Origin of the sequence: Nevskia ramosa DSM 11499 (assembly GCF_000420645.1) — a bacterium.
Taxonomy (GTDB): domain Bacteria; phylum Pseudomonadota; class Gammaproteobacteria; order Nevskiales; family Nevskiaceae; genus Nevskia; species Nevskia ramosa.
Map to the genome: position 1 here is coordinate 758,935 of NZ_ATVI01000006.1, position 22,936 is coordinate 781,870.

24 protein-coding genes are annotated in these 22,936 nt (G+C 64.6%); 16 read left to right on the forward strand and 8 right to left on the reverse strand.

Features of this window, described 5'->3' with window-relative positions:
* The first annotated feature begins 2 nt into the window (after positions 1-2).
* Complete coding sequence (mutM, locus tag G513_RS0110300) at positions 3-821, forward strand: bifunctional DNA-formamidopyrimidine glycosylase/DNA-(apurinic or apyrimidinic site) lyase (protein WP_022976764.1); 819 nt, start codon at positions 3-5, stop codon at positions 819-821.
* Between the two features lie 36 nt (positions 822-857).
* Here the strand turns inward: mutM and G513_RS25435 are convergent, their stop codons facing one another.
* The gene (locus G513_RS25435; RefSeq protein ID WP_169560601.1) at positions 858-1,820 is read right to left on the reverse strand and encodes a polysaccharide lyase family 7 protein; all 963 of its coding nucleotides are present in this window, start codon (positions 1,818-1,820) and stop codon (positions 858-860) included.
* A 1,041-nt stretch (positions 1,821-2,861) separates the two neighbouring features.
* Here G513_RS25435 and G513_RS0110315 point away from each other — a divergent pair.
* The 3 genes from G513_RS0110315 (at position 2,862) to mnmG (ending at position 6,533) form a co-directional block, all read left to right on the forward strand.
* Positions 2,862-4,226, forward strand: coding sequence for an NADH:flavin oxidoreductase/NADH oxidase family protein (locus G513_RS0110315; RefSeq protein WP_028475384.1), 1,365 nt, complete (start codon positions 2,862-2,864; stop codon positions 4,224-4,226).
* 25 nt (positions 4,227-4,251) lie between these two features.
* Complete coding sequence (locus G513_RS0110320; protein ID WP_022976768.1) at positions 4,252-4,584, forward strand: Mpo1-like protein; 333 nt, start codon at positions 4,252-4,254, stop codon at positions 4,582-4,584.
* 65 nt (positions 4,585-4,649) lie between these two features.
* Complete coding sequence (gene mnmG, locus G513_RS0110325) at positions 4,650-6,533, forward strand: tRNA uridine-5-carboxymethylaminomethyl(34) synthesis enzyme MnmG (protein WP_022976769.1); 1,884 nt, start codon at positions 4,650-4,652, stop codon at positions 6,531-6,533.
* Between the two features lie 14 nt (positions 6,534-6,547).
* On the opposite strand, the gene G513_RS0110330 is transcribed toward mnmG, so the two are convergent.
* From G513_RS0110330 to G513_RS22445, 3 genes are all read right to left on the reverse strand, one after another.
* Positions 6,548-6,949 carry a CBS domain-containing protein gene (locus G513_RS0110330; protein ID WP_022976770.1) on the reverse strand — a complete coding sequence of 134 codons (402 nt, stop codon included), beginning with the start codon at positions 6,947-6,949 and terminating at the stop codon, positions 6,548-6,550.
* A 101-nt stretch (positions 6,950-7,050) separates the two neighbouring features.
* Positions 7,051-7,833, reverse strand: coding sequence for a M48 family metallopeptidase (locus G513_RS0110335; RefSeq protein WP_022976771.1), 783 nt, complete (start codon positions 7,831-7,833; stop codon positions 7,051-7,053).
* Between the two features lie 170 nt (positions 7,834-8,003).
* Positions 8,004-8,804 (reverse strand): ParB/RepB/Spo0J family partition protein, encoded by an 801-nt coding sequence (locus G513_RS22445; protein ID WP_022976772.1) that lies wholly within the window; start codon positions 8,802-8,804, stop codon positions 8,004-8,006.
* Positions 8,805-8,963: 159 nt separating this feature from the next.
* Here G513_RS22445 and folE point away from each other — a divergent pair, with 159 nt between their 5' ends.
* Both folE and G513_RS0110355 read left to right on the forward strand, forming a co-directional pair.
* Positions 8,964-9,506: a GTP cyclohydrolase I FolE gene (gene folE, locus G513_RS0110350; protein ID WP_022976773.1), complete on the forward strand. Its 543-nt coding sequence runs from the start codon at positions 8,964-8,966 to the stop codon at positions 9,504-9,506.
* Positions 9,507-9,634: 128 nt separating this feature from the next.
* Positions 9,635-10,621 (forward strand): acyl-ACP desaturase, encoded by a 987-nt coding sequence (locus tag G513_RS0110355; RefSeq protein ID WP_022976774.1) that lies wholly within the window; start codon positions 9,635-9,637, stop codon positions 10,619-10,621.
* 21 nt (positions 10,622-10,642) lie between these two features.
* On the opposite strand, the gene G513_RS0110360 is transcribed toward G513_RS0110355, so the two are convergent.
* On the reverse strand, positions 10,643-10,924 hold the full coding sequence (locus G513_RS0110360; RefSeq protein ID WP_022976775.1) for an acylphosphatase: 282 nt from the start codon (positions 10,922-10,924) through the stop codon (positions 10,643-10,645).
* 41 nt (positions 10,925-10,965) lie between these two features.
* Here G513_RS0110360 and G513_RS0110365 point away from each other — a divergent pair, with 41 nt between their 5' ends.
* From G513_RS0110365 to G513_RS0110375, 3 genes are all read left to right on the forward strand, one after another.
* Positions 10,966-11,655, forward strand: a complete 690-nt coding sequence (locus G513_RS0110365; protein ID WP_033417428.1) for a hypothetical protein — start codon at positions 10,966-10,968, stop codon at positions 11,653-11,655.
* Between the two features lie 16 nt (positions 11,656-11,671).
* Complete coding sequence (locus tag G513_RS0110370) at positions 11,672-12,028, forward strand: glyoxalase superfamily protein (protein ID WP_022976777.1); 357 nt, start codon at positions 11,672-11,674, stop codon at positions 12,026-12,028.
* Between the two features lie 332 nt (positions 12,029-12,360).
* Complete coding sequence (locus G513_RS0110375; protein ID WP_022976778.1) at positions 12,361-13,695, forward strand: MATE family efflux transporter; 1,335 nt, start codon at positions 12,361-12,363, stop codon at positions 13,693-13,695.
* Between the two features lie 49 nt (positions 13,696-13,744).
* Here the strand turns inward: G513_RS0110375 and G513_RS22450 are convergent, their stop codons facing one another.
* Positions 13,745-14,308: a glycine zipper 2TM domain-containing protein gene (locus tag G513_RS22450; RefSeq protein WP_022976779.1), complete on the reverse strand. Its 564-nt coding sequence runs from the start codon at positions 14,306-14,308 to the stop codon at positions 13,745-13,747.
* A gap of 191 nt (positions 14,309-14,499) precedes the next feature.
* Here G513_RS22450 and G513_RS0110385 point away from each other — a divergent pair, with 191 nt between their 5' ends.
* The gene (locus G513_RS0110385) at positions 14,500-15,231 is read left to right on the forward strand and encodes an SIR2 family NAD-dependent protein deacylase (RefSeq protein ID WP_022976780.1); all 732 of its coding nucleotides are present in this window, start codon (positions 14,500-14,502) and stop codon (positions 15,229-15,231) included.
* Positions 15,232-15,258: 27 nt separating this feature from the next.
* On the opposite strand, the gene G513_RS0110390 is transcribed toward G513_RS0110385, so the two are convergent.
* A complete protein-coding gene (locus G513_RS0110390) occupies positions 15,259-15,912 on the reverse strand; it encodes a glutathione S-transferase family protein (protein ID WP_022976781.1) in 654 nt (217 codons plus the stop codon).
* Between the two features lie 92 nt (positions 15,913-16,004).
* Between G513_RS0110390 and G513_RS0110395 the strand changes: the two genes are divergently transcribed.
* The 6 genes from G513_RS0110395 to G513_RS0110420 all read left to right on the forward strand — a co-directional run bounded on the left by G513_RS0110395 (position 16,005) and on the right by G513_RS0110420 (position 21,263).
* Complete coding sequence (locus G513_RS0110395) at positions 16,005-16,676, forward strand: hypothetical protein (RefSeq protein ID WP_022976782.1); 672 nt, start codon at positions 16,005-16,007, stop codon at positions 16,674-16,676.
* Between the two features lie 56 nt (positions 16,677-16,732).
* Positions 16,733-17,953 (forward strand): hypothetical protein, encoded by a 1,221-nt coding sequence (locus G513_RS0110400; protein WP_022976783.1) that lies wholly within the window; start codon positions 16,733-16,735, stop codon positions 17,951-17,953.
* 49 nt (positions 17,954-18,002) lie between these two features.
* Positions 18,003-18,686: a Vgb family protein gene (locus tag G513_RS0110405; protein WP_022976784.1), complete on the forward strand. Its 684-nt coding sequence runs from the start codon at positions 18,003-18,005 to the stop codon at positions 18,684-18,686.
* Positions 18,687-18,688: 2 nt separating this feature from the next.
* Entirely contained in the window at positions 18,689-19,459 is a 771-nt protein-coding gene (locus tag G513_RS0110410) for a DUF899 domain-containing protein (RefSeq protein WP_028475388.1), read from the forward strand.
* 158 nt (positions 19,460-19,617) lie between these two features.
* Positions 19,618-20,736, forward strand: coding sequence for a catalase family peroxidase (locus tag G513_RS0110415; protein WP_022976786.1), 1,119 nt, complete (start codon positions 19,618-19,620; stop codon positions 20,734-20,736).
* Entirely contained in the window at positions 20,733-21,263 is a 531-nt protein-coding gene (locus tag G513_RS0110420; RefSeq protein ID WP_022976787.1) for a cytochrome b, read from the forward strand. Before G513_RS0110415 ends, G513_RS0110420 begins: the two co-directional genes overlap by 4 nt.
* Positions 21,264-21,286: 23 nt before the next feature.
* Here the strand turns inward: G513_RS0110420 and G513_RS0110425 are convergent, their stop codons facing one another.
* A complete protein-coding gene (locus G513_RS0110425; RefSeq protein WP_022976788.1) occupies positions 21,287-22,903 on the reverse strand; it encodes a peptide chain release factor 3 in 1,617 nt (538 codons plus the stop codon).
* Between the last annotated feature and the right edge of the window lie 33 nt (positions 22,904-22,936).

A 22,936-nucleotide genomic window follows, 5' to 3' on the forward strand; every position in this document is an offset into this window, starting at 1 on the left:
CCATGCCCGAACTCCCCGAAGTAGAAACCGTCCGCCGCGGCGTCGAGCCGCATGTCGTCGGCCGTCGCATCACCGAGGTCGTGGTCCGCGAGCCGCGGATGCGTTGGCCGGTGCCGGTGGATTTCGCGGTCTATGCCTGTGGCCAGCGGATCGAGGGCGTCACGCGGCGTGGCAAGTATCTGGTGTTCGCGCTGGAAGGCGGCGACCGGATCATCGTCCACCTCGGCATGACCGGCCGGGTGCTGGTGCTCGACGCGGGTCATCCGCTGAAGAAGCACGATCACGTCGATCTGGTGCTCGATGACGGCCGGCTGCTGCGTTATCACGACCCGCGCCGCTTCGGCGCCGTGCTGTCCTGGCCCAAGGCCGAGATCGGCCACGTGCTGATCGATTCGCTGGGCCCCGAGCCGTTCTCGGAAGCCTTCAGCGGCGACTACCTGTACCAGCGCTCGCGTGGCAAGAAGGTGGCGGTGAAAAGCTTCGTCATGGACGGTCAGGTGGTGGTCGGTGCCGGCAATATCTATGCGGCGGAATCGCTGTTCCGGGCCGGCATCCGGCCGAAGCGTGCCGCCGGCCGTGTCACCCGCGCCGAATACGCGCGCCTGGCCGCCGAGATTCGCTCGGTGCTGAGCGAAGCGATCCTTCAGGGCGGCACCACCTTGCGTGACTTCGCCGGTGCCGATGGCGCCTCGGGCTACTTCCAGCAGGATTTGTACGTCTACGGCCGCGAGGGCCTGGCCTGCCGGAAGTGCGGGACGATCATCAAGGGCTTGCGGCTGGGCAACCGGGCTAGTTGCTGGTGTCCGGGTTGCCAGCGCTGAAGTCGCGACCGGCGGGAGCCACGGCCGCGCCGTGCGCTACTGGTGGACGACCTCGAAAGTCGAGTACACCACCTCTCCGTAGCCGGTCGCAGTCTGCGCGTTGTTTCCAAGATAACTGCCTGCCTTAAAGAACAACTGCGCGCCGTTCCAGCCTGAAGACATGTCGCGGACATCCAGCACGATGTTGTTGACCAGTGTCGTGATCGTTCCATCGATCAGGCGAATTTCATAAGTGAATTTCTCACCGATCCGGATTGGAACCCGCACGGTGGAGTTCTGTGACGCGCCGCCTGCCCGTTTGGTGTTGTAGTTCGACATGACTTCCGTGGTGCCGTTCGGCAGGCGCTGGAAGATCATTTTCATCGGCGGCGAGTTATCGACACTGTGCATTTGCCCGAAAACCAAGAACGTTTTCGACGTCGAACTGATCGCGGTCGGAAGTTGGGACACCACCACTGTTCCCTTCTGGATATGGGTGCCGGCGAGGCCCCAGTTGATGCGATTGTTGCCAGACACCACCTGCTCGCGCATTTCGGTACGTGCATACGAGGAGCTTTCGGTGGTTCCATCGCCGTTCACGGGTGTCCAGAACACTGTTTCCCCTCCTGTGGCGCTATATCCCGACTGTGCCCGCTGGCCGGATGTAGGTTGGTACCAGTAAGTCGACGAGTAGTTGTCGAGAGCGGAAGCTTCGATTTCATCGGCGCCGGCTTTCCCATCCTGGTCGACTGGCAGGGTCAGTTTCCCGTATGCAGACCAACGTATCGCGACAGGTTCAGGAACGACGACCGGTGGGGGCGGCGGCGGATTGGGATCGGTTTCCAGGGTGATGACCCGAAAAATCCTGTTGGGTTGACCCTCGATGCTCAGCGTCTGCGTCACGGCGGCGCTGTAAGAGCTGGAGGCATCGAGGCGAAGCGTGACCTTGTCGCCGTTCGCAATGGTTCCTGGCGCCGAGGTGAAAGCACCGCTATTGATGCGATAGCTCCCGGTGTTCACGGAAATCTTGGACGGAAATATGCGTCCTAGACCGGTACCGGCAACCGCGGCTCGGGTTCCGCTGGTCTGCGTGGATCCAGGCGTCGCATTGGTGATGCACTGGATGTCGGATGCACTACAAGTGGGAGCGGCGGCGCCGACGGGGCGGAAAGCAGCAAGCACGAGCGCGGCTGCGAAATAGATCGCTCTGGTCCCAAACATAGTATCCCCCGATGACAACTTGAAATTAGCGGGCAAACGAGATTGCCCGCCAGTACGTCATGACTAATCCAAGGCATCTATCCCGTTAACGACAGCGATGTCCGGACAGCCAGAATCTGAAACGTAGTGCCTGGGCGATCCTTGCTGCCTTCAAAGGCAGTCTTGCAGCTGGTCGCTGGCGGAAAGCAGTATATGGAAAAATACAACAAGCATCAGGAAAAAAGCCGTGTAAAGCGCTGAAGAGTTCATTTTCACTCGCTTTCCCAGCCTATCTTTCCTGAATATCTCCAAGAACCAGTAAAAGTCTTTCCGAAGAAAAGTAAAATTACAGTGAACAAGTATCTTCATGTATCCAGCAATATTCGTACCTGAATAATGCGTTCTGAGCCTCGCCTGGACAGACATCGAAGAAAATAGTTTAGGTACCTGACCCAAGAAATTGATGTCCAAAGATAACTTCGGACTATTGCGGGCTGGTTAAAAAGGTACTCGAGCGAGAAATTTTATTTTGCTCGGCAATGACAGAGGTCAGATCCGATCTGCTTCACCGGACGCAGATGAACAAGCTTTTGCTCAGCGACAGTTTTGAAAAATCAGGATTCCGCCCGTGAGGGGATTGCTTCGATTGCAGCCGCCGTTCACCTCTCGAACCACTGCGCTGAACGGGGAGGTCATTCGGCTCGATGTTCTTCGCTGTCTGTATTCGCTTGCTTCAGCTGACGAGCATCCGCCATAGCGTCAGCTCGCCGAGAGCGTCTAGTCTTCGTCGCCCTACTTGCCGACGACGCCCATGATGGCGGGCGAGCGGAATGTTCCAGATCATCGAGACAGGAGTTCGAAGTGCCCACCCCGCAACTCGCCGACACGCTCACCCTCCCCTGCGGCGCCGTGCTGCCCAACCGCTTGTGCAAGAGCGCGATGACCGAGGGTGTGGCCGATGCATATCTGCGACCGACTTCTCGCCACGAGGTGCTGTATCGCCAGTGGTCCGAGGGCGGCGCGGGCTTGCTGATCACCGGCAACGTGCAGATCGATCGCCGGGTGCTGGAACGGCCGGGCAACGTCGCGATCGACCCGGCGCGGCCGGATGCCGAGACGATGCAGCGGCTCAAGGCCTGGGCGAAGGCCGGCACTGTCGCCGGCAACCATCTTTGGATGCAGATCAGCCACGCCGGCCGGCAGTCACCGATGTACGTGACGATGGAGCCGCTGGCGCCCAGCGCGGTGCAGTTGAAGCTGCTCGCCAACTACGCGAAGCCGCGGGCAATCACCGAGCCCGAGATCCTCGATTTCATTCAGCGCTATGCGAATGTCGCGGCTACCGCGCGCGAAGCGGGCTTCACCGGCGTGCAGATTCATAGTGCGCACGGCTATCTGTTGTCGTCGTTCCTGTCCGGCGTCACCAATCTGCGGACCGACGCCTGGGGCGGCAGCCTGGAGAACCGCGCGCGGATGTTGCTGGAGACGATCAAGGCGACGCGCAAGGCCGTCGGCGCGGACTTCCCGATCAGCGTCAAGCTGAACTCGGCGGACTTCCAGAAAGGCGGCTTCACCAACGAGGAATGCCTGAAGGTGGTCGACTGGCTGAACGCGGCCGGTATCGATCTGCTCGAAGTCTCCGGCGGCAGCTACGAGCAGCCGCGTCTGCTCGGCTACGAGGGCAAGGCCAGGGACGTGGCCGGTTATCGCGCGCCGGATCAGGCCGAAGCGCAGCCGCAGCTCCCGAAACAGCTGGACAGCACGCGCAAGCGCGAGGCCTATTTCCTCGAATATGCGGCGGCCATCCGCAAGGTCGCGACCATGCCGATGCTGGTCACCGGCGGTTTCCGCACCCGCGCCGGCATGGACGAAGCGCTGGCCAGCGGCGACTGTGATCTGATCGGCCTCGGCCGGCCGCTGTGTGGCGAGCCGGATCTGCCGAAGCGCTTGCTGAGCGGCGCGATCAGCGAACTGCCGCGCTACGAGAAGCGCATGCAGCTTGGCCCCGGCATCTTCGCGCCGACCACCAAGGTGCATCTGCTGCGCTTGATCAACGTGTTCGGCCAGCAGGGCTGGTACTACCTGCAGGTGATGCGCCTGGCCGATGGCCTGAAGCCGAATTTCAAGCTCGGCGTGTTCGGCGCATTTGTCGGTTACCTGTTCGACGAGTACAAGAAAGCCTGGCGCATGCATAGCGCCCGGCGTGCTACGGCGAAATCCGCCTGACCGCGTTCAAGCCAGGAGATCAGCGATGAGCAAGACCAGCGACGCAGCAGCAGCCAATCCACCCACCGCGAGCTTCCGCGAGTTCTATCCGTTCTATCTCGGCGAGCACGCGAACCGCACCTGCCGGCGCCTTCATTTCATCGGCACCAGCCTGGTGATCGCAACGGCCGTCTACGCGCTGCTCACCGGCCGCTACACCGCGTTGTGGTTCATGCCGCTGTTCGGCTACGGCTTCGCCTGGGTCGCCCATTTCTTCGTCGAGAAGAACCGCCCGGCGACCTTCAAGGCACCGTTCTACAGCCTCGCCGGCGATTTCGTGATGTTCAAGGACATGCTCACCGGGCGCATTCCGTTCTGAACTGGCACGGACGCGGGGCGTAGAATTCGCCCCGCGCGAGGCGCGCAGTTCGTTCGGGTGGTCTCATGTCGCAGCATTTCGATGTCATCGTCATTGGCGGCGGCCACGCCGGCACCGAAGCCGCGCTCGCGTCGGCGCGCAGCGGTGCCCGCACCTTGCTGGTCACCCAGAACATCGAGACGCTCGGGCAGATGTCCTGCAACCCGGCGATCGGCGGCATCGGCAAGGGCCATCTGGTCCGCGAGATCGATGCCCTTGGTGGTGCGATGGCGCATGCAGCCGATCGCGCCGGCATCCAGTTCCGTATCCTCAATGCGTCGAAAGGGCCGGCGGTGCGCGCGACTCGCGCCCAGGCCGATCGCATGCTCTATCGCGCTGCTGTGCGCGAGCTGCTCGAAAATCAGCCGAACCTGTCGCTGTTCCAGCAGGAAGTCGATGACCTGATCGTTGAAGGCGAAGCAGTGCGTGGTGTCGTCACCCGCGCCGGCCTGCGCTTCACCGCACGCGCCGTGGTGCTGACCGTCGGTACTTTCCTCGCCGGCAAGATTCACGTCGGCATGGTCAATCACCAGGGTGGCCGGGCTGGCGATGCGCCGAGCAATGCGCTGGCTGCGCGTCTGCGCGAACTGCCGCTGCGCGTGGGCCGCCTCAAGACCGGAACGCCGCCGCGCATCGATGGCCGCACGATCAACTACGACGGCCTGATCGAGCAGCCAGGCGACACGCCGACGCCGGTGTTCTCGTTCCTCGGATCGGTCGCCGAACATCCGCGTCAGGTGTCTTGCTGGATGACCCACACCAACGAGCGCACGCACGAGATCATCCGCAGCGGCTTCGATCGCAGCCCGATGTTCACCGGCATCATCGAAGGCACCGGGCCGCGCTATTGCCCGAGTGTCGAGGACAAGGTCAATCGCTTCGCCTCGAAGACTTCGCATCAGGTGTTCATCGAACCGGAAGGTCTGAACACCCATGAGGTCTATCCGAACGGCATCTCCACGAGCTTGCCGTACGACATCCAGGAAGCGCTGGTGCATTCGATCAAGGGCTTCGAGCGCGCCCACATCACCCGGCCGGGTTATGCGATCGAGTACGACTACTTCGATCCGCGCGATCTGCAGATGAGCCTGGAAACCAAGGTCATCGCCGGCCTGTTCTTCGCCGGCCAGATCAATGGCACCACCGGTTACGAGGAAGCGGCGGCGCAGGGTCTGCTGGCCGGCATCAATGCCGCCCGCAAGTCACGCGATGAAGCGCCGTGGTGCCCGGCGCGGCATGAGGCTTATATCGGCGTGCTCGTCGACGATCTGATCACGCGCGGCACGGCCGAGCCGTATCGCATGTTCACCTCGCGCGCCGAGCATCGCCTGCTGCTGCGTGAGGACAACGCCGATCTGCGGCTGACGCCGGTAGGCCGCGAGATGAATCTGGTCGACGATGCGCGCTGGGAAGCGTTCAGGGCTAAGCGCGATGCGATCGATGTCGAAAGCGCGCGGCTGTCAGCGCACTGGCTGAAGCCCACACAGCTCGGCACGCCGGCGATGGTCGAGGCCTTTGGTCCGGCGTCGGCCGACAACGGTGCCTCGGCACTCGATCTGCTGCGCCGGCCGGAAGCCAATATCGCTGCGCTGAAGCGTTTCGGATTGATGAGCGAAGACATCGACGACGCAGTGGCCGAGCAGGTCGAAATCCGCGTCAAGTACGCCGGCTACATCGAGCGCCAGCAGGTCGAGATCGCGCGCGCCGTGCGTTATGACGATGCGCCGATGCCAGTCGATCTCGATTACGCGGCGGTCAGCGGTCTTTCCAACGAAGTGCGCCAGAAGCTGGCGGCGCATCGGCCGCAGACCGTCGCGCAGGCCAGTCGCATTTCCGGCGTCACGCCGGCGGCCGTGTCACTGCTGCTGGTGCATCTGAAGAAGCTTGGCCTGCTCAGGCGCACAGCCTGAGCTCAGCTCCTCAATCAGCAAAGGTGGCTGATCGCGCGCAGCACGTCCGAGCGCGAAATCTGGCCGACCAGCTGGCCGTTCTCGATCACCGGATAGCGACGGAACGGCGCGGTGGTGAACATCGTCGCCAGTTGCGTGAGATTGGTTTCCGGATCGACGGTCACCGGTTTCTCGCTCATGTACTGGGCGACCGGCCCGGCGATGCAGGTGTCCTGTGCGGCGGTCAGCGCCACTTCGAGGCAGTCGCGCTGCGACAGGATGCCGACCAGGTTGCCTTTGGCATCGACGACCGGCGCACCGGAGATGCCCTTCTCGACCAGCGTGTGTACGGCGTGCATCACTTCCATGTCCGGCCGGAAGGTGACGAGCTTGGTCGTCATGTAATCGCGGACCTTGACCGAATCAAGCGTTGCCATTCTAGTTTTCTCCCCTGCACCTGCGGCGACAGTAGCGCGGGGGTGCAGCGGAAACAACCGGGATCACTCGATCTGAGGTAGGGGGCGAGCCCGCTTTCCCGTCATAGCGCGCCGTCGAACAATCCTGACGGCGGCGGTTCGATGCCCGCCTTCGGCAGCACCGCATGCAGGGCCGCACCGTGCTCGCGCAGGTAGGCGCGCCAGTGCACGTGATCGTCCATCTGCTTTTCGACCAGCCGCCAGAAGCGCGGCGAGTGATCGAGATGGCGGCGATGGCAAAGCTCGTGGATGACCACATAGCGCAGCGCTTCGCGTGGCGCCATCACCAGCCGCCAGTTCAGGCTGATCAGCCCATCTGGCGTGCAGCTGCCCCACAGCGATTTCTGATCGGCGATGCGCGGGCCGATGAAGCTCACGCCGAGCCGCTGCGATTCGCTTTCGAGCAGGCTGCGGGCATCGTTGCGGGCCAGCTTGCTGAGCGCTGCGCGCAGCGTCTGCGCCAGCAGTTCGGTACGGACGCTGTCGGCGGTCGAGCAGAACACGCTGACTTCATGATCGAAGCGGACCAGCGGCCGCGCGATGCGCGACAGCACGATGCGCAGCGGCAGTTGTTGACCGCGCAGCGGAATGGTGTCGCTGCCATCCCAGCGCAGCGGCGGATGCGTCGGCACTCGAGCGGCACGCGATTTCAGTTCCACGAGCTTGATGCGGATCCATTCCTCACGGCTCTTCAGGAAGGCGTGCGCCGTGCCCCGCGGCACGCGCTTCGGAATCACCAGCAGCACGTTGCCATCGGGCCGGACTTCAATGCGGATGTTGCGGGCCCGCGCGCTGACGCGTTCGGTCAGCTGCAGCGGCGCAAAGGGTCCGAGCAGATCGGCCATCAGTGCAGCCGGAGCACGCGATCAGCGCGAGCCGAAGCTTCGCGGGTCACGGCAAGGTTCATCGAGAGGGAAGCAATCATGAGGCGCAAGGCTGCAACAGTTGGGGAATTGTATTCGTGCTACGCGTCAAACGTGCCAATGGACGCTACGAACGGTGCAGCGCGGCCGCTTCAGCCTTCGCGATAGCCGATGCGGGCGAGCAGACCATCGAGTTCGTCAAGGTCATGAAACTTCACGCGCAACTCGCCGCTGCCGGCACTGCCCGGCTTGAACGCGGCGGTGTAGCCGAGATGATCGGACAGCTTGCCGGCAAGCTTCTGCCAGTCGTCCGGCTTGGTCGAGGCGGCAAGCACGCGTGCGCCGATGGCCAGCCGTCGTTCGAGCGCCCGCACGCTGAGCCGCTCGCGCACGCAGGCTTCGGCCCAGCGCAGTTGCGATTGGGTCTGCAGGCCGGCCAGCACCTTGGCGTGACCGAGGCTCAATGAGCCTTCGTCGAGCATCGTCTGCACCGCCGGTGCCAGTGCCAGCAGACGCAGGAAATTGGTGACGTAAGCGCGGGACTTGCCGATGCGGGTGCCGATCGCTTCGTGAGTCAAGGTGTGCGCCTCGCCAAGCTTGCGCAGGCCATCGGCGGTTTCCATCGGCGACAGCGATTCGCGCTGCAGGTTTTCGATCAGCCCGAGCACGCGGGCTTCGGCTTCGTCGAGATCGTCGCGGATCAGCGCCGGTACTTCGTGGAGGCCGGCCAGTTGCGCAGCACGCCAGCGACGTTCGCCGGCCAGCAGCTCGTACTCGCGGCGCGGACCATGGCCGAGCGAGCGCAGCACCAGCGGCTGGATGATGCCGGACTCGCGGATCGACTCGGCCAGCTCGCGCAGCGCGTCGGCCGCAAAACGGCGCCGGGCCTGGGTGGTGCCCGGACGGATCAGGTCCAGCGGAATGCGGCGGATGGTTTCGCCCGGTACGGTCAAGGGGTGGCTTGATCCCTGTGGGATAATCCCGATATTGAACCATCAAAGCGCGCGGCCATGCGGTCAGCGCGGGTCGCCATCCGAACATCGGTCTTCGAGTCGCTGCAATCTGCGCGCCGGACCTGTCCCGAATCATTTTTCATTCAATTAGGAACGTCCGTGGAAGAGCACTACAAGGCGATCATCGAAGCCGTTGGCGAAGACCCGAATCGCGAAGGCCTGTTGCGCACGCCCCAGCGTGCCGCGAAAGCGATGGAATTCCTGACCCAGGGCTACAAGCAGGATCTGAAGGAACTGGTCAACGATGCGGTGTTCACCACCTCGAACAACGAGATGGTGATCGTCCGCGACATCGAGTTGTATTCGATGTGCGAGCACCATCTGCTGCCCTTCCTCGGGCGGGCTCATATTGCCTATCTGCCGAACGGCAAGGTCATCGGCCTGTCCAAGATTCCGCGCATCGTCGACATGTTTGCGCGCCGCCTGCAGATTCAGGAGAAGCTGACCCAGCAGATCGGCAACTGCGTGCAGGAAGTGACGGATGCCAAGGGCGTGGCCGTTGTCGTGGAAGCGAAACATCTGTGCGCGATGATGCGCGGCGTCGAAAAGCAGAACTCGTCGATGACCACATCGATGATGCTCGGCCGCTTTCGGGACGATCCGCGCACCCGCCAGGAGTTCCTGACCCTGATCCGCGGCTGAATCCGATCGGAGGTCAGGCACCGTATCGATTGTTACGGGCCGGCGTCACGTTCGTATAATCGCCGTAGTTCCAATCCGGCGTAGCGATCATATCGATTGCCGCGCCCTGTATTTCCGGAGTCAGAGCCATGGGCAGCGCAGCGCCTCGTCACACGTTCGGCACGCCGGACCAGATCGCCGTCATGGTCGATCTCCAAGCCTTTGTCGAGCGGCAGACCGCCGAGCATCTCGAACGCCGCAAGCTGTGGTTCCCGAACGAATTGCTGTCTGCGGACGCGCATGACGTCGAAGCCGCCGATGCCGATATCGCCGAAGTGCGCGAAGCCGCGCGCGGCCTGCCGGACACCATCCGTGTCGCGTTGGCCCTGAACCTGCTGACCGAGGAAGGCCTGCCGCACTTCCATCGCCTGATCGCCACGCATCTCGGCAACGAATCGCCGTGGAGCACCTGGAACAACATGTGGACGGCCGAGGAAGACCGCCACGGTTGCGCGATGCGCGACTACTGCCGCGACGCCCGCATCTTCAACATGGGCGCGCTGGAGAAGATGCAGTACCACTACATCGAAGCCGGCTTCAATCCGGACTGGCAGCAGGACCCGTATCGCCTGCTCGCCTACACCTCGATGCAGGAGAAGGCGACCCAGGTTGCCCATGCCAACACCGGCCGCACCTGCGGCAAGTACGAGCCGCGCATCCAGCGCATCCTCGCCCACATCGCCGGCGATGAGTCGCGCCACTACGCGTTCTACCGCGCCTGCTTCGGCGGCATCCTGGAGCGCGATCCGAACAACGCGCTGTACTCGCTGCTCAAGGTGATGCCGGCGCTGGCGATGCCCGGCCACAACATGCCGGGCTACGACCACATGTCCGATGTCGTCCGCCGTGCCGAGATCTACGGCCCGCGCAACTATCAGGCGATCGTCGAGGAACTGCTCGAGCACTGGCAGATCGGCGCGATGACCGGTCTGTCACCCAGCGGCCGCGAGTACCAGGACAAGCTGATGAAGATTCCGGCTCGTCTGGCGCGGATGGCCGATTACCTGGACGGCAAGGCTGTCGGCACCCGGGACTTCAGCTTCGATTTCATCTACAAGCGCGTGATCACGATCTAGTCTTCGTCGTGCGGCGCTGCTTCAGCGCCGCACGACGAAGCCGGCGTCGTCCGCCACCGGCGCATCGACGGCGCGCCATTCCAGCGTTTCGACCTGGGCCGTCGGCGGTCCGCGGCGCAGCCAGTCGCGCAGGCTCATCACCGCGTCGAAACTGGCGCCGGCAACCAGCCCTTCCACCGAACCGTCCGGGCAGTTGCGCACCCAGCCGAGCAGGCCCAGCGCCTGGGCCTTGCGCCGGGTCGCGACCCGGAAGCCCACGCCCTGGACCCGGCCGGTGACGACGAAGCGGTAAGATTCCTGCATGTCGGCAATTCGTTTTTCGTGAGCGCCAGAGGGAGTCAATCATGGCCTTGGCAATCATAGATCGCCTGCGTCGAGGGCTGGGGCAAGGCTTCGATGCCATCGCCGGCCGGGCGATGGATCTGGCTGGCCGTGAATCGTTTTCCTTGTCCGCCGAACTGCCGGGACTCACCGCCGATGCGCCGCTGCTGCGCCTGAAGCTGGAAATGCTCAGCGAGGAACTGGGCGATGGCGGCCGCTTCCGGCTGCGCGCGCATCTGCAGGCGCATCTGGCCAGCGCGCTGACGCCGCTGCCATCCCCGGGCAAGGCTCGCGACGCGCTCTCCGGCCCGGACACGCAAAGCCTGCCCGCCGCTGGTGTCGGCCGCCTGCTGCGGATGACGCTCAAAGTGCCGGCGATTCGCCGCGTGGCGGCGCCGTTGATCCGTCATGACGTCAATACCTGGGTCGATGTTCGCGCCTCGACCGCCGATCTCGTCGACGGTGCTCGCGCGCTGCTGCCGGAAAGCGAGCAGCTGAAAGCACTCGGCATCGATACCACGGTGGTCGGCGACGGTCCGCTGGCGCAGACCTGGGCCGGCTCCACCGGTGGCCTGACGCCGGGTTTCGCCCAGGTTTCGCTGATCCAGATCGACAAGCGCCATCTGCCGAAAGCCGTCAGTGCGCTGCTTGGTGATCAGCCGTTCCAGCTGGTGGCCGCGGTGGTCAACGTGGCCGAGGAAAAGCGGCGCTAGCGCAGGAGGTTTACAGATGAACTTCGGCAAGCCGGTGCCGATACTCCGCATCTTCGATGAGACCAAGGCGAGAGAGTTCTACGTCGACTTCCTGGGTTTCGGGATTGATTGGGAGTATCGCTTCGAACCTGATCTGCCGCTCTACCTGCAGGTATCGAAAGGCGATTGCCTGCTTCATCTGTCCGAGCATCACGGCGATTGCAGCCCGGGTGCGGCGATGCGGATTCCGGTCGACGATCTCGGTGCTTTCCATCGCGAGCTGCTGGCAAAGCGCTACCCCTATGCGCGGCCCGGCATCGAGCCGATGCCCTGGGGCCGGGACTTGTCGGTAAGCGATCCCTTCGGTAATCGCCTGACCTTCACCGGGGACTGAGGCACCCGGCGGGCTCTCGCGGCCAACAAAAAAGCGGGAACCTTTCGGTCCCCGCCTCAAACCCTCCCCCCAAAAATGATCCGGCGAGCCGCGGTGGCCGGAAACCTCGAACCTTTTGCTGCAGCAGAAGGCTTGATGGAGCGGAGACTAGCCTCATTTTTTACGGCCGCCTAGACCCGCAGTGCAACATGCAGCAAAGCCCGGCGGGCTGGCGTTCGCGGTAATGCCGGCTTGTCACGCTGCTCGCGTACCATCGCGACCGGTCAGGCCTGCCCGGCTCCGAACAGCGCGGCGTCTTTCCCTCATTCCCTCCGAAGGATCGAATCTCCCCCGTGCCTGCCCAGCGTTTCCGTGAAGTGTGGTCGCTGGCGCTGCCGATTCTCGGCGCGATGCTGTCCCAGGTACTGCTGAATCTGGTCGATCTGGCGATGGTCGGCCATCTGGGCGCCAATGCGCTGGCTGGCGTCGGCGCCGCCAGCTTCCTGCATTTCACTGCGTTCTCGGCGATCACCGGCCTGTCGTCCGCCGTGCAGGCGATGGCGGCGCGGCGCTACGGCGAAGGCCGGCTCGATGAAACCGCGCTGTCGCTCAATGGCGGGCTGCTGCTGTCGATCGCCATCGGCCTGCCGCTGTCGCTGGTGCTGATCGCTGCTGCCCCCTGGCTGTTCTCGACGCTCTACACAGACCCGGCAGTCGGCGCCGAGGGCACGGTTTACCTGCAGTTCCGGCTGGCGGCGATCGTCGCCGTCGGCATCAACTTCTCGTTCCGTGGCTACTGGAGCGCGATCCGCCGTGCGCGGCTTTATCTTTACGTGCTCGGCGGCATGAGCGCGCTGAACATCCTGCTCGACTGGCTGCTGATCTTCGGCAAGCTGGGCCTGCCGGAAATGGGCACCCGCGGCGCCGGGCTGGCGAACCTGATCAGCACACTCGCCGGTGCCGGCGCCTACCTCTTGCTGGCCTGGCGCGAAGCCCGGCCGGCCGGCTTCATGCGCCGCCTGCCGTCGATGACGCAACTCGGTGATCTGCTGCGAATCGGCCTGCCGTCCTGCGTGCAGAACCTGCTGTTCGCCGGCGGCTTTTCGGTGCTGCTGTGGATCATCGGCCAGATCGGCACGGCGGAACTGGCGGTCACCAACGTGCTGATCAACATCACCCTGGCGGCCGTGTTGCCGGGCATCGCCTTCGGGCTGGCGGCTGCGGCGTTGACCGGCTCCGCACTGGGCCGTGGCGATATCGACGACGCCTACGCCTGGGCCTGGGACGTGTTCCGAGCAACCTGGTGGGTGTTCGCAGCGCTCGCGGTGCCGATGCTGTTCGCGACGGACGCCGTCCTGCGCGTGTTCTTCGCCGATCCGGCCACAGCCGATGTGCTGGTCGATGTCGGCCGGCTGCCGCTGCGCCTGATCGGCCTCGCCGTCACGCTCGATGGCCTCGGCTTCATCCTCATGAATGCGCTGCTCGGTGTCGGCGCCAGCGGCGCGGTGGCGCTGGTCGCTGTCGGCCTGCAATGGGGTTTCTTTCTGCCCGGCAGCTATGCCGCGGTGACCTTGCTCGGCAGCGGCCTGCCGGGGATCTGGATCCTGATGACCGGCTACCGCGCTTTCCAGACCGGCATCTTCGCCTGGCTCTGGAAACAGAAACGCTGGGCAAAAATAAGGGTCTGAGCTGCCCCGTTGCCGGGACAGCTCAGACCCTGGGTACTTCCGTTGAGGCTTAGTTCGGAACCAGGTCGTTGCCGACCACGCGAACCTTCGAGCCCACTGCCAGACCGCCCATGCGCGGCAAGGTCACCGTACGCGTACCGCCGGCATCCATCGACACCGTGACGTGGTGAACCCATTCGGCTCGTGCCGATTTCTCGACTTCACGGCCGGCGAAACCGCCGATCACCGCACCGCCGATGGTCGCCAGAATCTTGCCGGACTTCTTGCCGAACTGGGAACCAGCCACACCACCGGCAGCGGCGCCGCCGAGGGTGCCGAGTGCCGAGGCTTCGCCCCTGACGCGCTCATCGGCAACCGACGAAATCACGCCGCAATCACCGCAAACCGGCGGCGGAGCCGGGGCTGCCGCAACAGGCTCCGGAGCCGGGGCAGGACGCGGTTTCGGCTTCGGCCTCGGAGCCGGCGCTTCTTCGACTGCGGCCGGTGCTGCGGCTGGCGGCGCGGCGGCGGCCGCTTCAGTCGGCGCAGCAGCGGGATCGGCCGGCGGCTGTGGAGCAGGGCCGCAAGCGGTCAGGATGGCAAGCGCCAGCACCAGCAATGATTTCTTGTACATCGGGGTCTCCCTCAACAGGTTGCAAAGTTTCTGCAGGTTAGCACCGCAAGCTGAACGAGAACTGACCTGTCGATTAGCCTTATCGACCGGCGGCGACGCAGATGGTTCGGCGACGGTAATCCGGAGTGAGGCAAGCTTGTGCCGGGAATTCGATCGAACTCCGTCCAGTCACGACACCATCACCGACCCCAATGCCCGCCGCCGCGCTCAGCCACTGGCGAGATTTCCGCAACATCGTGCTGTTCACCGGCGCCGGCCTGTCGGCGGAATGCGGCGTGCCGACCTATCGCGGTGCCGGCGGCATCTGGCGCGAATACAACTATCAGGACTACGCCTGCCAGCGTGCCTTCGACCGTGACCCGGTGCAGGTGCTGGACTTCCACGAACTGCGTCGCACCAAGGTGCTGAGCTGCGCGCCACACGCCGGCCACGCGCACATCCGCGCGATGCAGGCCGAGCATCCGGGCATCCACGTCATCACCCAGAACATCGATGGTCTGCTGCAACGCGCCGGTGTCGTCGTCGTCGCCGAATTGCACGGCAGCCTGTGGCGCCTGCGCTGCCCGGTGCATGGCATTCGCGACGATCTGGCGGTGGGTGCCTACGCCCATCGGCATTGCCCGGATTGCCCACCTGATCGCGCACCCTGGCTACGGCCAGACATCACCTGGTTCGAAGATGCCGTGAACGAAGCCGTATTCGAGCATGCGGCGATGCTGGTTGACGATGCCGAGCTGTTCGTCGGCATCGGCACCTCCGGTGCGGTCTGGCCGGCGGCGGGTTTCGCCGAACGCGCCCGCCAGCGTGGCGCGCGGATGGTCGAGATCAATCCAGAGAATAACGAAGCATCGGCGCTGTATGGCCAGCACATCCGCTTGCCAGCCTCGACGGCCTTGCCGGAGGCGTTTCCGATCGGCGGCTGAGCGCTGTAACAGCGATGCTCGATCTGTTCAGTCCCTATCCGGCGCGCCCAGCGGGAAATACGCACGGAACGGCCGTGCTTCGTCCACGGCCCGCGCCATCGAAGGCCGGGCCAGCAAGCGCTTGCGATAAGCGCGCAGATGGGCGAACGATTCGTCGATCGGCCGCACCCAATCGGCATAGAACAACGCCGGTGCCGCCGCGCAATCGGCGAGCGTGAACGCATCACCGGCCGCCCATTCGCGATCCGCCATCACGCCGTCGAGCCAGCCATAGCTGAGGCCGAGCATCGCCTGCGCGTCTTCGACACCTTGCCGATCACGGTTCTCCGGCGCCCGGATGCTGTCGAACACCACCTTCTGCAGCGGCGTCTGAACGTAGTTGTCGAAGAAGCGATCCATCAGCCGCACTTCCAGCGCTGCCTTGGGATCATCGGGAATCAAGTGCAGCGGGCCAGGATGATGCAGCCCCAGATGCTCGATGATGATGCTGGCCTCCAGCACCGTGCGGTCGCCATCAACCAATACCGGAAACCGCTTCAGCGGCCACAGCGCCGCCAGTTCGGCATCCACCGCCTGCTCGCCGAGCAGGCGCAACTCGAACGCTGTGTCGTTCTCGTACAGCGCGACCAGCACCTTCTGGCAGTACGACGAGAAGGGGTGCGCGTAGAGCTTGGGTTTCATGTCGCTTCTCCAGTGCAGGCTCCAGAATGGGAGCACATTGAACGCCGAGCCGGGCGAGGGGCGATATGCAATCGAGACAACGACCGCAGGCCATGCCCGCCAGCAGATGGCTGCGGAAATACTACTTCTCCTCGGTCAGCGCGTTTGTCCTCGCGCTATCGCTCTGGGGCTTCTCCGACAACCTCATCTGGAACGTCGGACAAGCCAGCAATCACGATCCGAAATTCATCATCCATGGGCTGTTCTGCCTCGCCTGGGTGCTGATGCTGTTCGTGCAGGCCAGCCTCGTGCGTGCAGGCAATGTCCGGCTGCATCGCACGCTTGGCATCGTCGGATTGATCGCCGCCCTGGGCGTGACGCTCAGTACCATCCACATCTTCGTGGTGGTCTGGAAAGGCTGGGACGCGATGGCGTTCTATCTGAAAGCCAACCGGCTGCTCTTGCCCAGCTATTCGCTGCTGGTGCTGCTGGGATATCTCAACCGTAAGCGGCCGGACTGGCACAGGCGCTTCGTCTACATCGCAACGCTGTTCATGCTCGAGCCGGTCCTGTCGCGGGCCTTCGATCCTTTGGAGCCCTTGCTGACCGGTCTCTCCGAAAGCCAGATCGACTTTTACTGGTGGATATTCTTCGTACTGGTCTGGAGCAGTCTTTTCCTGTCGCTGTTCGCTTACGACTGGTTTGTCGAACGTCGCATTCACCCGGTTACAGCAGGCGGATTTGCCTGGTTCTGTGCCATCTGGGCGGTCGTGCTGCTCGTGTGAGCCGTTCGATTTCTTGCACGCGCTGCCGCTGTCGAAAGTCGAGGTAGCCTGTCGCCATGGACTCCCTGATCGCCGCTGCGGCGCGTGCCCTGGTTACCGGCGATCCGCTCGGTGCATTGAAGCGCGTCGCCCTTCGAGAAGATCCGCCGGCGCTCGCACTGCGGGGTATCGCCATGGCCCAGCTCGGCGAACATGCACGCGCTCGCGATCTGTTGCGCCGAGCTGCCCGTGGCTTCGGCGCGCACGAAGAGCGGGCCCGCGCCCGTTGTGTCGTCGCCGAAGCCGAAGTGGCCCTGGCGATGCGCGATCTTCGCGGCTCGCCGCGCACGCTGGCCGTCGCGGCGCTGACACTGGAGGCACGCGCCGATCGCGCCAATGCCTTGCACGCCCGCCTGATCGGTGCGCGTCGTCTGCTGCTGCTGGGTCATGTCGATGAGGCTGCCACCGCGCTGAGCAGCCTCGATACGCAAGGCGCGCCGCCGTCGCTGCTGGCGGTGGCCGAACTGGCCGCTGCCGAAGTGGCGCTGCGCTTGCTGAACACGGCGGTGGCGCGCGCCGCGTTCGCTCGTGCACGGGAGGCCGCCGAGCACGCGCGAGTGCCGTCGCTGCTGGCCGAAGTGGCTGAAGCGCGCGCCGCGCTCGATCGTCCCGCGGCCCGTTCGATCCAGGCCGGCCAGGAGAAGCTGCTGCGGCTCGATGAAGTGGAAGCGCTGCATGCTTCGGGTGCGCTGGTGATCGACGGCTGCCGCCGCGGCTTGCGGGTTGGTAGCAACTGGCTTCCGCTGGCGCGGCGGCCGCTGCTGTTCGCATTGGCACGCGCTCTGGCAGAAGCCTGGCCTGGCGATGTCGATCGCAATCTGCTGATCACACGTGCTTTCAGTACTCGTCATCTCGACGAAACGCACAGGGCCCGGCTGCGGGTCGAGATCGGCCGTCTGCGCGCCATCGCGGCACCGCTGGCGCGCATCGAGGCCAGTGCGCGCGGCTTCGCACTCAGGCCGCTGGGCAATCACGCCGTCGTTGTCCTGCTGCCACCGATCGAAGGCGATCAGGCCTCGTTGCTGGCCTTGCTGGCCGACGGCATGGCCTGGTCGACCTCGGCGCTCGCGCTGGCACTCGGCGACAGTCAGCGCACGGTGCAGCGGGCGCTCGTCGAGCTTGAGGCCGAAGGGCGCGTGCGCTCGATCGGCCTCGCACGATCGCAACGCTGGCTATCGCCACCGCTGACAGGATTCACGACGAACTTGTTACTCCCTGCTGCGCTGGCGCTAGCCTAGATTGGCCTTGCCGCGCTGCTCAGCAGCGCATCAACCAGGAGCAAAGACCATGAACCAGAGCAAAGCAGAACGGATTGGCAAGACCCCGGCAGCAGCACGCGTGCGTGCGGCGGAAATCGTTCGCGAGTACGGCCCGTTCGCCGGCATCGGCGCCATTCACGGCGTCAGCCACGACGGCAAGCGTGTCTGGGCCGCCACCGGATCGAAGCTGCTCGCGTTCGATCCGGAGAGCGGCCGGATCGCCCGCACGCTCGATCGCAGCGGCGACGCCGGCACCGCCTTCGACGGCACTCACCTTTATCAGATCGCTGAAGCACGGATCGACAAGATCGACCCTGCCACCGGCGACATCGTGGCGTCGATCCCGGCACCCGGCCACGGCGCCGACTCGGGCATGGCCTGGGCCGAGGGCAGCCTGTGGGTCGGGCAGTACCGCGAGCGCAAGATCCACCAGATCGATCCCGAAACCGGCGCGGTACTGCGCACCATCGAATCGAACCGCTTCGTCACCGGCGTCACCTGGGTCGACGGCGAGCTCTGGCACGGCACCTGGGAAGGCGACGCAAGCGATATCCGCCGCATCAACCCGGAAAGCGGCACCGTGCTCGAGCGGCTGGAAATGCCGCCGGGCGTTGGCGTCAGCGGCATGGAGTCCGACGGCGCCGCGCTTTTCTACTGCGGTGGCGGGCCGAGCGGCAAGGTCCGCGCCGTGCGCCGTCCAAGCGGAGAATGACCATGAGCCTTCCGATCACTGACCACCGGACGGCAACGCGCGAAGACTGGCTGGCGGCGCGAATGGAGCTGCTCGACGCCGAAAAGGAGCTGAGCCGTCTGAGCGACCAAGTCGCCCGCAAGCGCCGTGCACTGCCGTGGCTGCGTGTCGACAAGGCCTACGTCTTCGACACGCAGCACGGACCGCGCACGCTGGCCGAGCTGTTCGACGGCCGCAGTCAGCTGCTGGTGCAGCACTTCATGCTCGGCCCGGGCTGGCCGCAGGGTTGCCCGAGCTGCTCGTTCATGGCCGATCACAGCGACGGCATGAACCCGCATCTGGCCAATCGCGACGTCACCCTGCTGGCGGTCTCGCGTGCGCCGCTGGCGGAGATCCAGCGCTTTCGCGACCGCATGGGCTGGCAGTTCCCGTGGGTTTCCTCGCAGGGCAACGACTTCAACTACGACTTCCGCGTCAGCTTCACGCCGGAAGACAAGGCCGGAGGGCAGCCCGTCTACAACTTCGACACGCAGGCCTTCCAGGGCGAGGAAGCGCCGGGCATCAGCGTCTTCTACAAGGACGATGCCGGCGACATCTTCCGCACCTATTCGACCTACGGCCGCGGTGTCGAAGTGATGATGGGCACCTACGCCCTTCTGGACCTCGTGCCCAAGGGCCGTGACGAACGCGAAGTGCCCTACAAGATGGAGTGGGTGCGCCATCACGATCGCTACCCGCAGCGACCGTCCGGCCCGGCGATGTCGGCCAGTGCATGTTGCGCGGCTCGCGGATGAGCCTGTCTGCGGCCGTGCCCTGATTGGTACGGCAGCGGACAGAAGCCATCGCCAATGGCCGGCACAGTGCACACTGCAGAAGAATTTTGCGTAGGCGGACCTAGCGTGCCGCCAGGGCGCAAGCAAGATAGCCAGACAGCCATTCGCCAGAGCCGACCATGCCAGACCCCGCAACTCCTCCCGAGGCCGGCAAGCCGCGCCGCAATCCGCTGCCGGCACTGGCCGCCATCGCGGCGATCGTCGCAGCGATGGCGCTGGCCTTCGCCTGGGTCGGCGGCTGGCTGACGCCAGCGAAGCTGACGCCGGCGCGCTTCGTCGATGTCATCGAGAAAGCCAATGGCGAGGTCAGCGCGGGTTATCGCCGCGCGCATGCCAAGGGCCTGTGCGTGGCCGGCAGCTTCGAGAGCAATGGCGCCGGAGTGGCCCTATCGAAGGCGCGGGTGTTCGCGGCGGGCAAGCTGCCGGTACTCGGGCGGATGTCGATCGGCGGCGGCTCGCCGCATGCGGCGGACAGCGGTGGTCGCGTTCGCAGCCTGTCCTTGCAGCTGATTGCCGATGACGGCCAGGAATGGCGCACGGCGATGAACAGCTTTCCGGTGTTCATGGTCGCCACCGCGCAAGGCTTCTACGACTTGAACGTGGCCTCGACAGCCGATCCCGCGACCGGCAAGCCGGACCCGGCGAAGATGGCCGCGTTCGGGCAGGCGCACCCGGAAGCCGCGTCGTTCTTCGAATGGGCCAAGACCGCGCCGTGGTCGACCAGCCTGGCCAGCACCACCTATAACGGTGTCAATGCGTTCCGCTTCGTCGATGCTGCAGGCGGTCACCGTTATGTGCGTTGGTCGATGCGCCCGCAGACGCCGTTCGAAGCGATGGACGCCGAACAGCTCAAGGCCGCAGACCCGAATTTCCTCAGTGCCGATCTCGCCACGCGTCTGGCCGAAGGCCCGCTGCGCTGGGATCTGGTGGTGACCGTTGCCGGCGCTGACGATCCGGTGGCCGATCCGACCAAGGCCTGGCCGGAGGACCGGCAGCAGATCGTCGTCGGCACTCTGGTCGTCGATCGCACCGAACCGCAGATCAACGGCGCCTGCCGCGATATCAATTTCGATCCGCTGGTGCTGCCGGCCGGCATCGAAGCTTCGGACGATCCAATCCTCGCGGCGCGCTCGGCGATCTATTCGGTGTCGTTCAACCGTCGCGAACATGAGATCGGCACCGGCAAGGCGCCGGACGCCACCGGCCAAGCGGGCAACTCGACCGGAGGCAAGCCATGAGCACGTCCAAGCACTTCAATCTGCCGGCGCGCCTGCTGCACTGGCTGATGTCGGCGATGATCCTGACCATGCTGTTCGTCGGCGTCGGCATGGTCGCGTCGATCACCCAGCGGCCGTGGCTGGTCGATCTGCATCGGCCGGTCGGCATCGCGATCCTGCTGCTGGTGATCGTGCGGCTGATCAATCGCCTGCTGTCACCACCACCGCCGTTGCCGGCCGATCTGCCGACCCTGCAGTCGATCGCCGCGAAGCTGTCGCACCTGCTGCTCTACGCGCTGATGTTCGCGATGCCGCTGGTGGGCTGGTCGATGCTGTCAGCCGGCGGCTATCCGATTCCGATGTTCGGCTCGGTGCACCTGCCAGCGATCGTCCCGCACGATCCGGCGCTCTACGCCGTGCTCCGCTGCGCCCACACCTGGCTGGCCTTCCTGCTGTTCGCCACCGTGCTGCTGCATCTCGCCGCCGCGCTGTTCCATGCCTGGGTGCGGCGTGACGGCGTGTTTCAGAGCATGGCTGGCGGCGACTAGAACCTTGTCGCCGTTGTGGCGCTTCAGCGCTCGACGGCGGCCCCCTGTTCCCGCGTATCCAGAAACCGGATATCCGGAAACCGTTCCTTGGTCATCTGCAGGTTGACGTTGCTGCTGGCCAGGTAGACCAGATAGCCGGCGTGGTCGATGGCCAGGCGCAGTTCGTTCTTGTCGCGGAATTCCTTGAGCTTCTTCGGGTCGTCGCAGGACACCCAGCGTGCCGTGGAAACGGTGGCCGCTTCGAAGATCGATTCGACGCTGTACTCGTCGCGCAGCCGGTACTGCACCACTTCGAACTGCAGCACGCCGACGGCGCCGAGGATCACGTCGTTGTTGGTGATCGGGCGATAGACCTGGGTGGCGCCTTCTTCGCAGAGCTGATCGAGGCCCTTGTTGAGCTGCTTGGATTTCAGCGGGTCTTTCAGGATCACGCGGCGGAACAGGTCCGGTGCGAAGTTCGGGATGCCGGTGAAGTTCAGGGCTTCGCCTTCGGTGAACGAATCGCCGATGGCGATGGTGCCGTGGTTGTGCAGGCCGATGATGTCGCCCGGGAAGGCTTCCTCGACGGCTTCGCGATCCGCCGCCATGAAGGTCAGTGCGCTGTTGATCCGCACCGGGCCGCCGAGGCGCACCGAGTGCAGGCTCATGCCTTTCTTGTAGGTGCCGGAGCAGACCCGCAGGAAGGCCACGCGATCGCGATGCTTCGGATCCATGTTCGCCTGGATCTTGAACACGAAGCCGGAGAACTTCTTGTGCTCGGGATAGATGTCGTGCTCGATGGCGTTGAACGTCGCCTTGCGTGGCTGCGGGCCGGGCGCCCAGTCGACGAAGCCGTTGAGCAGTTCGCGCACGCCGAAGTTGTTGATCGCCGAGCCGCAGAACACCGGCGTCAGCTTGGCGGCGCGGTAGTCATCGATGTTGAACGCGGTGCCGGCCATCTGCAGCAGTTCGATCTCGTCGAGCAAGGTCTTGTAGACCGGCCCGAAACGCTCGGCGAGGCCGGGCGCGTGCAGGCCGTCGACGGTCTCGATGTCCGACACCTTGTGCTTGTCGCCGCTGTACAGATAGAAGCGGTCTTCGAGCAGGTGATAGACGCCTTCGAACTCGGTGCCCATGCCCAGCGGCCAGGTGATCGGCGTGCAGGCCAGGCCAAGCACTTTCTCGACTTCGTCGAGCAGCTCCAGCGGCGGCCGGCCGAAGCGATCGAACTTGTTGATGAAGGTGATGATCGGCGTGTCGCGCAGGCGGCAGACTTCCATCAGCTTGATGGTGCGCGGCTCCACACCCTTGGCGGCGTCGATGACCATCAGTGCCGAGTCGACCGCCGTCAGCGTGCGGTAGGTGTCTTCGCTGAAGTCTTCATGGCCCGGCGTATCGAGCAGGTTGACGATCTTGCCGTTGTACGGGAACTGCATCACCGAAGTGGTGATCGAGATGCCGCGCTGCTGTTCCAGCGCCATCCAGTCCGAGGTGGCATGACGGCTGGCCTTGCGTCCTTTCACGGTGCCGGCGAGCTGGATCGCGCCGCCGAACAGCAGCAGCTTTTCGGTCAGCGTGGTCTTGCCGGCATCGGGATGGGAAATGATCGCGAAGGTGCGGCGCAGCGCGGCGGCTTCGGCGAGGGGGGAGACAGCAGTCATGGCAACGGGCAGCCGGGGGAAGCACGGGAAACT

Excerpts from the sequence above, each read along its gene's own strand:
- G513_RS0110410 (WP_028475388.1), top strand. The coding sequence starts at position 18,689 with ATGAGCCTTCCGATCACTGACCACCGGACGGCAACGCGCGAAGACTGG.
- G513_RS0110390 (WP_022976781.1), bottom strand. The coding sequence starts at position 15,912 with ATGAAACCCAAGCTCTACGCGCACCCCTTCTCGTCGTACTGCCAGAAG.
- G513_RS0110335 (WP_022976771.1), bottom strand. The coding sequence starts at position 7,833 with ATGGCCGATCTGCTCGGACCCTTTGCGCCGCTGCAGCTGACCGAACGC.
- G513_RS0110360 (WP_022976775.1), bottom strand. The coding sequence starts at position 10,924 with ATGCAGGAATCTTACCGCTTCGTCGTCACCGGCCGGGTCCAGGGCGTG.
- G513_RS0110425 (WP_022976788.1), bottom strand. The coding sequence starts at position 22,903 with ATGACTGCTGTCTCCCCCCTCGCCGAAGCCGCCGCGCTGCGCCGCACC.
- G513_RS0110415 (WP_022976786.1), top strand. The coding sequence starts at position 19,618 with ATGCCAGACCCCGCAACTCCTCCCGAGGCCGGCAAGCCGCGCCGCAAT.
- G513_RS0110370 (WP_022976777.1), top strand. The coding sequence starts at position 11,672 with ATGAACTTCGGCAAGCCGGTGCCGATACTCCGCATCTTCGATGAGACC.
- mnmG (WP_022976769.1), top strand. The coding sequence starts at position 4,650 with ATGTCGCAGCATTTCGATGTCATCGTCATTGGCGGCGGCCACGCCGGC.
- G513_RS0110420 (WP_022976787.1), top strand. The coding sequence starts at position 20,733 with ATGAGCACGTCCAAGCACTTCAATCTGCCGGCGCGCCTGCTGCACTGG.
- G513_RS0110365 (WP_033417428.1), top strand. The coding sequence starts at position 10,966 with ATGGCCTTGGCAATCATAGATCGCCTGCGTCGAGGGCTGGGGCAAGGC.
- G513_RS0110405 (WP_022976784.1), top strand. The coding sequence starts at position 18,003 with ATGAACCAGAGCAAAGCAGAACGGATTGGCAAGACCCCGGCAGCAGCA.
- G513_RS0110395 (WP_022976782.1), top strand. The coding sequence starts at position 16,005 with ATGCCCGCCAGCAGATGGCTGCGGAAATACTACTTCTCCTCGGTCAGC.
- G513_RS0110355 (WP_022976774.1), top strand. The coding sequence starts at position 9,635 with ATGGGCAGCGCAGCGCCTCGTCACACGTTCGGCACGCCGGACCAGATC.
- G513_RS0110320 (WP_022976768.1), top strand. The coding sequence starts at position 4,252 with ATGAGCAAGACCAGCGACGCAGCAGCAGCCAATCCACCCACCGCGAGC.
- G513_RS0110400 (WP_022976783.1), top strand. The coding sequence starts at position 16,733 with ATGGACTCCCTGATCGCCGCTGCGGCGCGTGCCCTGGTTACCGGCGAT.
- G513_RS0110330 (WP_022976770.1), bottom strand. The coding sequence starts at position 6,949 with ATGGCAACGCTTGATTCGGTCAAGGTCCGCGATTACATGACGACCAAG.
- mutM (WP_022976764.1), top strand. The coding sequence starts at position 3 with ATGCCCGAACTCCCCGAAGTAGAAACCGTCCGCCGCGGCGTCGAGCCG.
- G513_RS0110385 (WP_022976780.1), top strand. The coding sequence starts at position 14,500 with ATGCCCGCCGCCGCGCTCAGCCACTGGCGAGATTTCCGCAACATCGTG.
- G513_RS22450 (WP_022976779.1), bottom strand. The coding sequence starts at position 14,308 with ATGTACAAGAAATCATTGCTGGTGCTGGCGCTTGCCATCCTGACCGCT.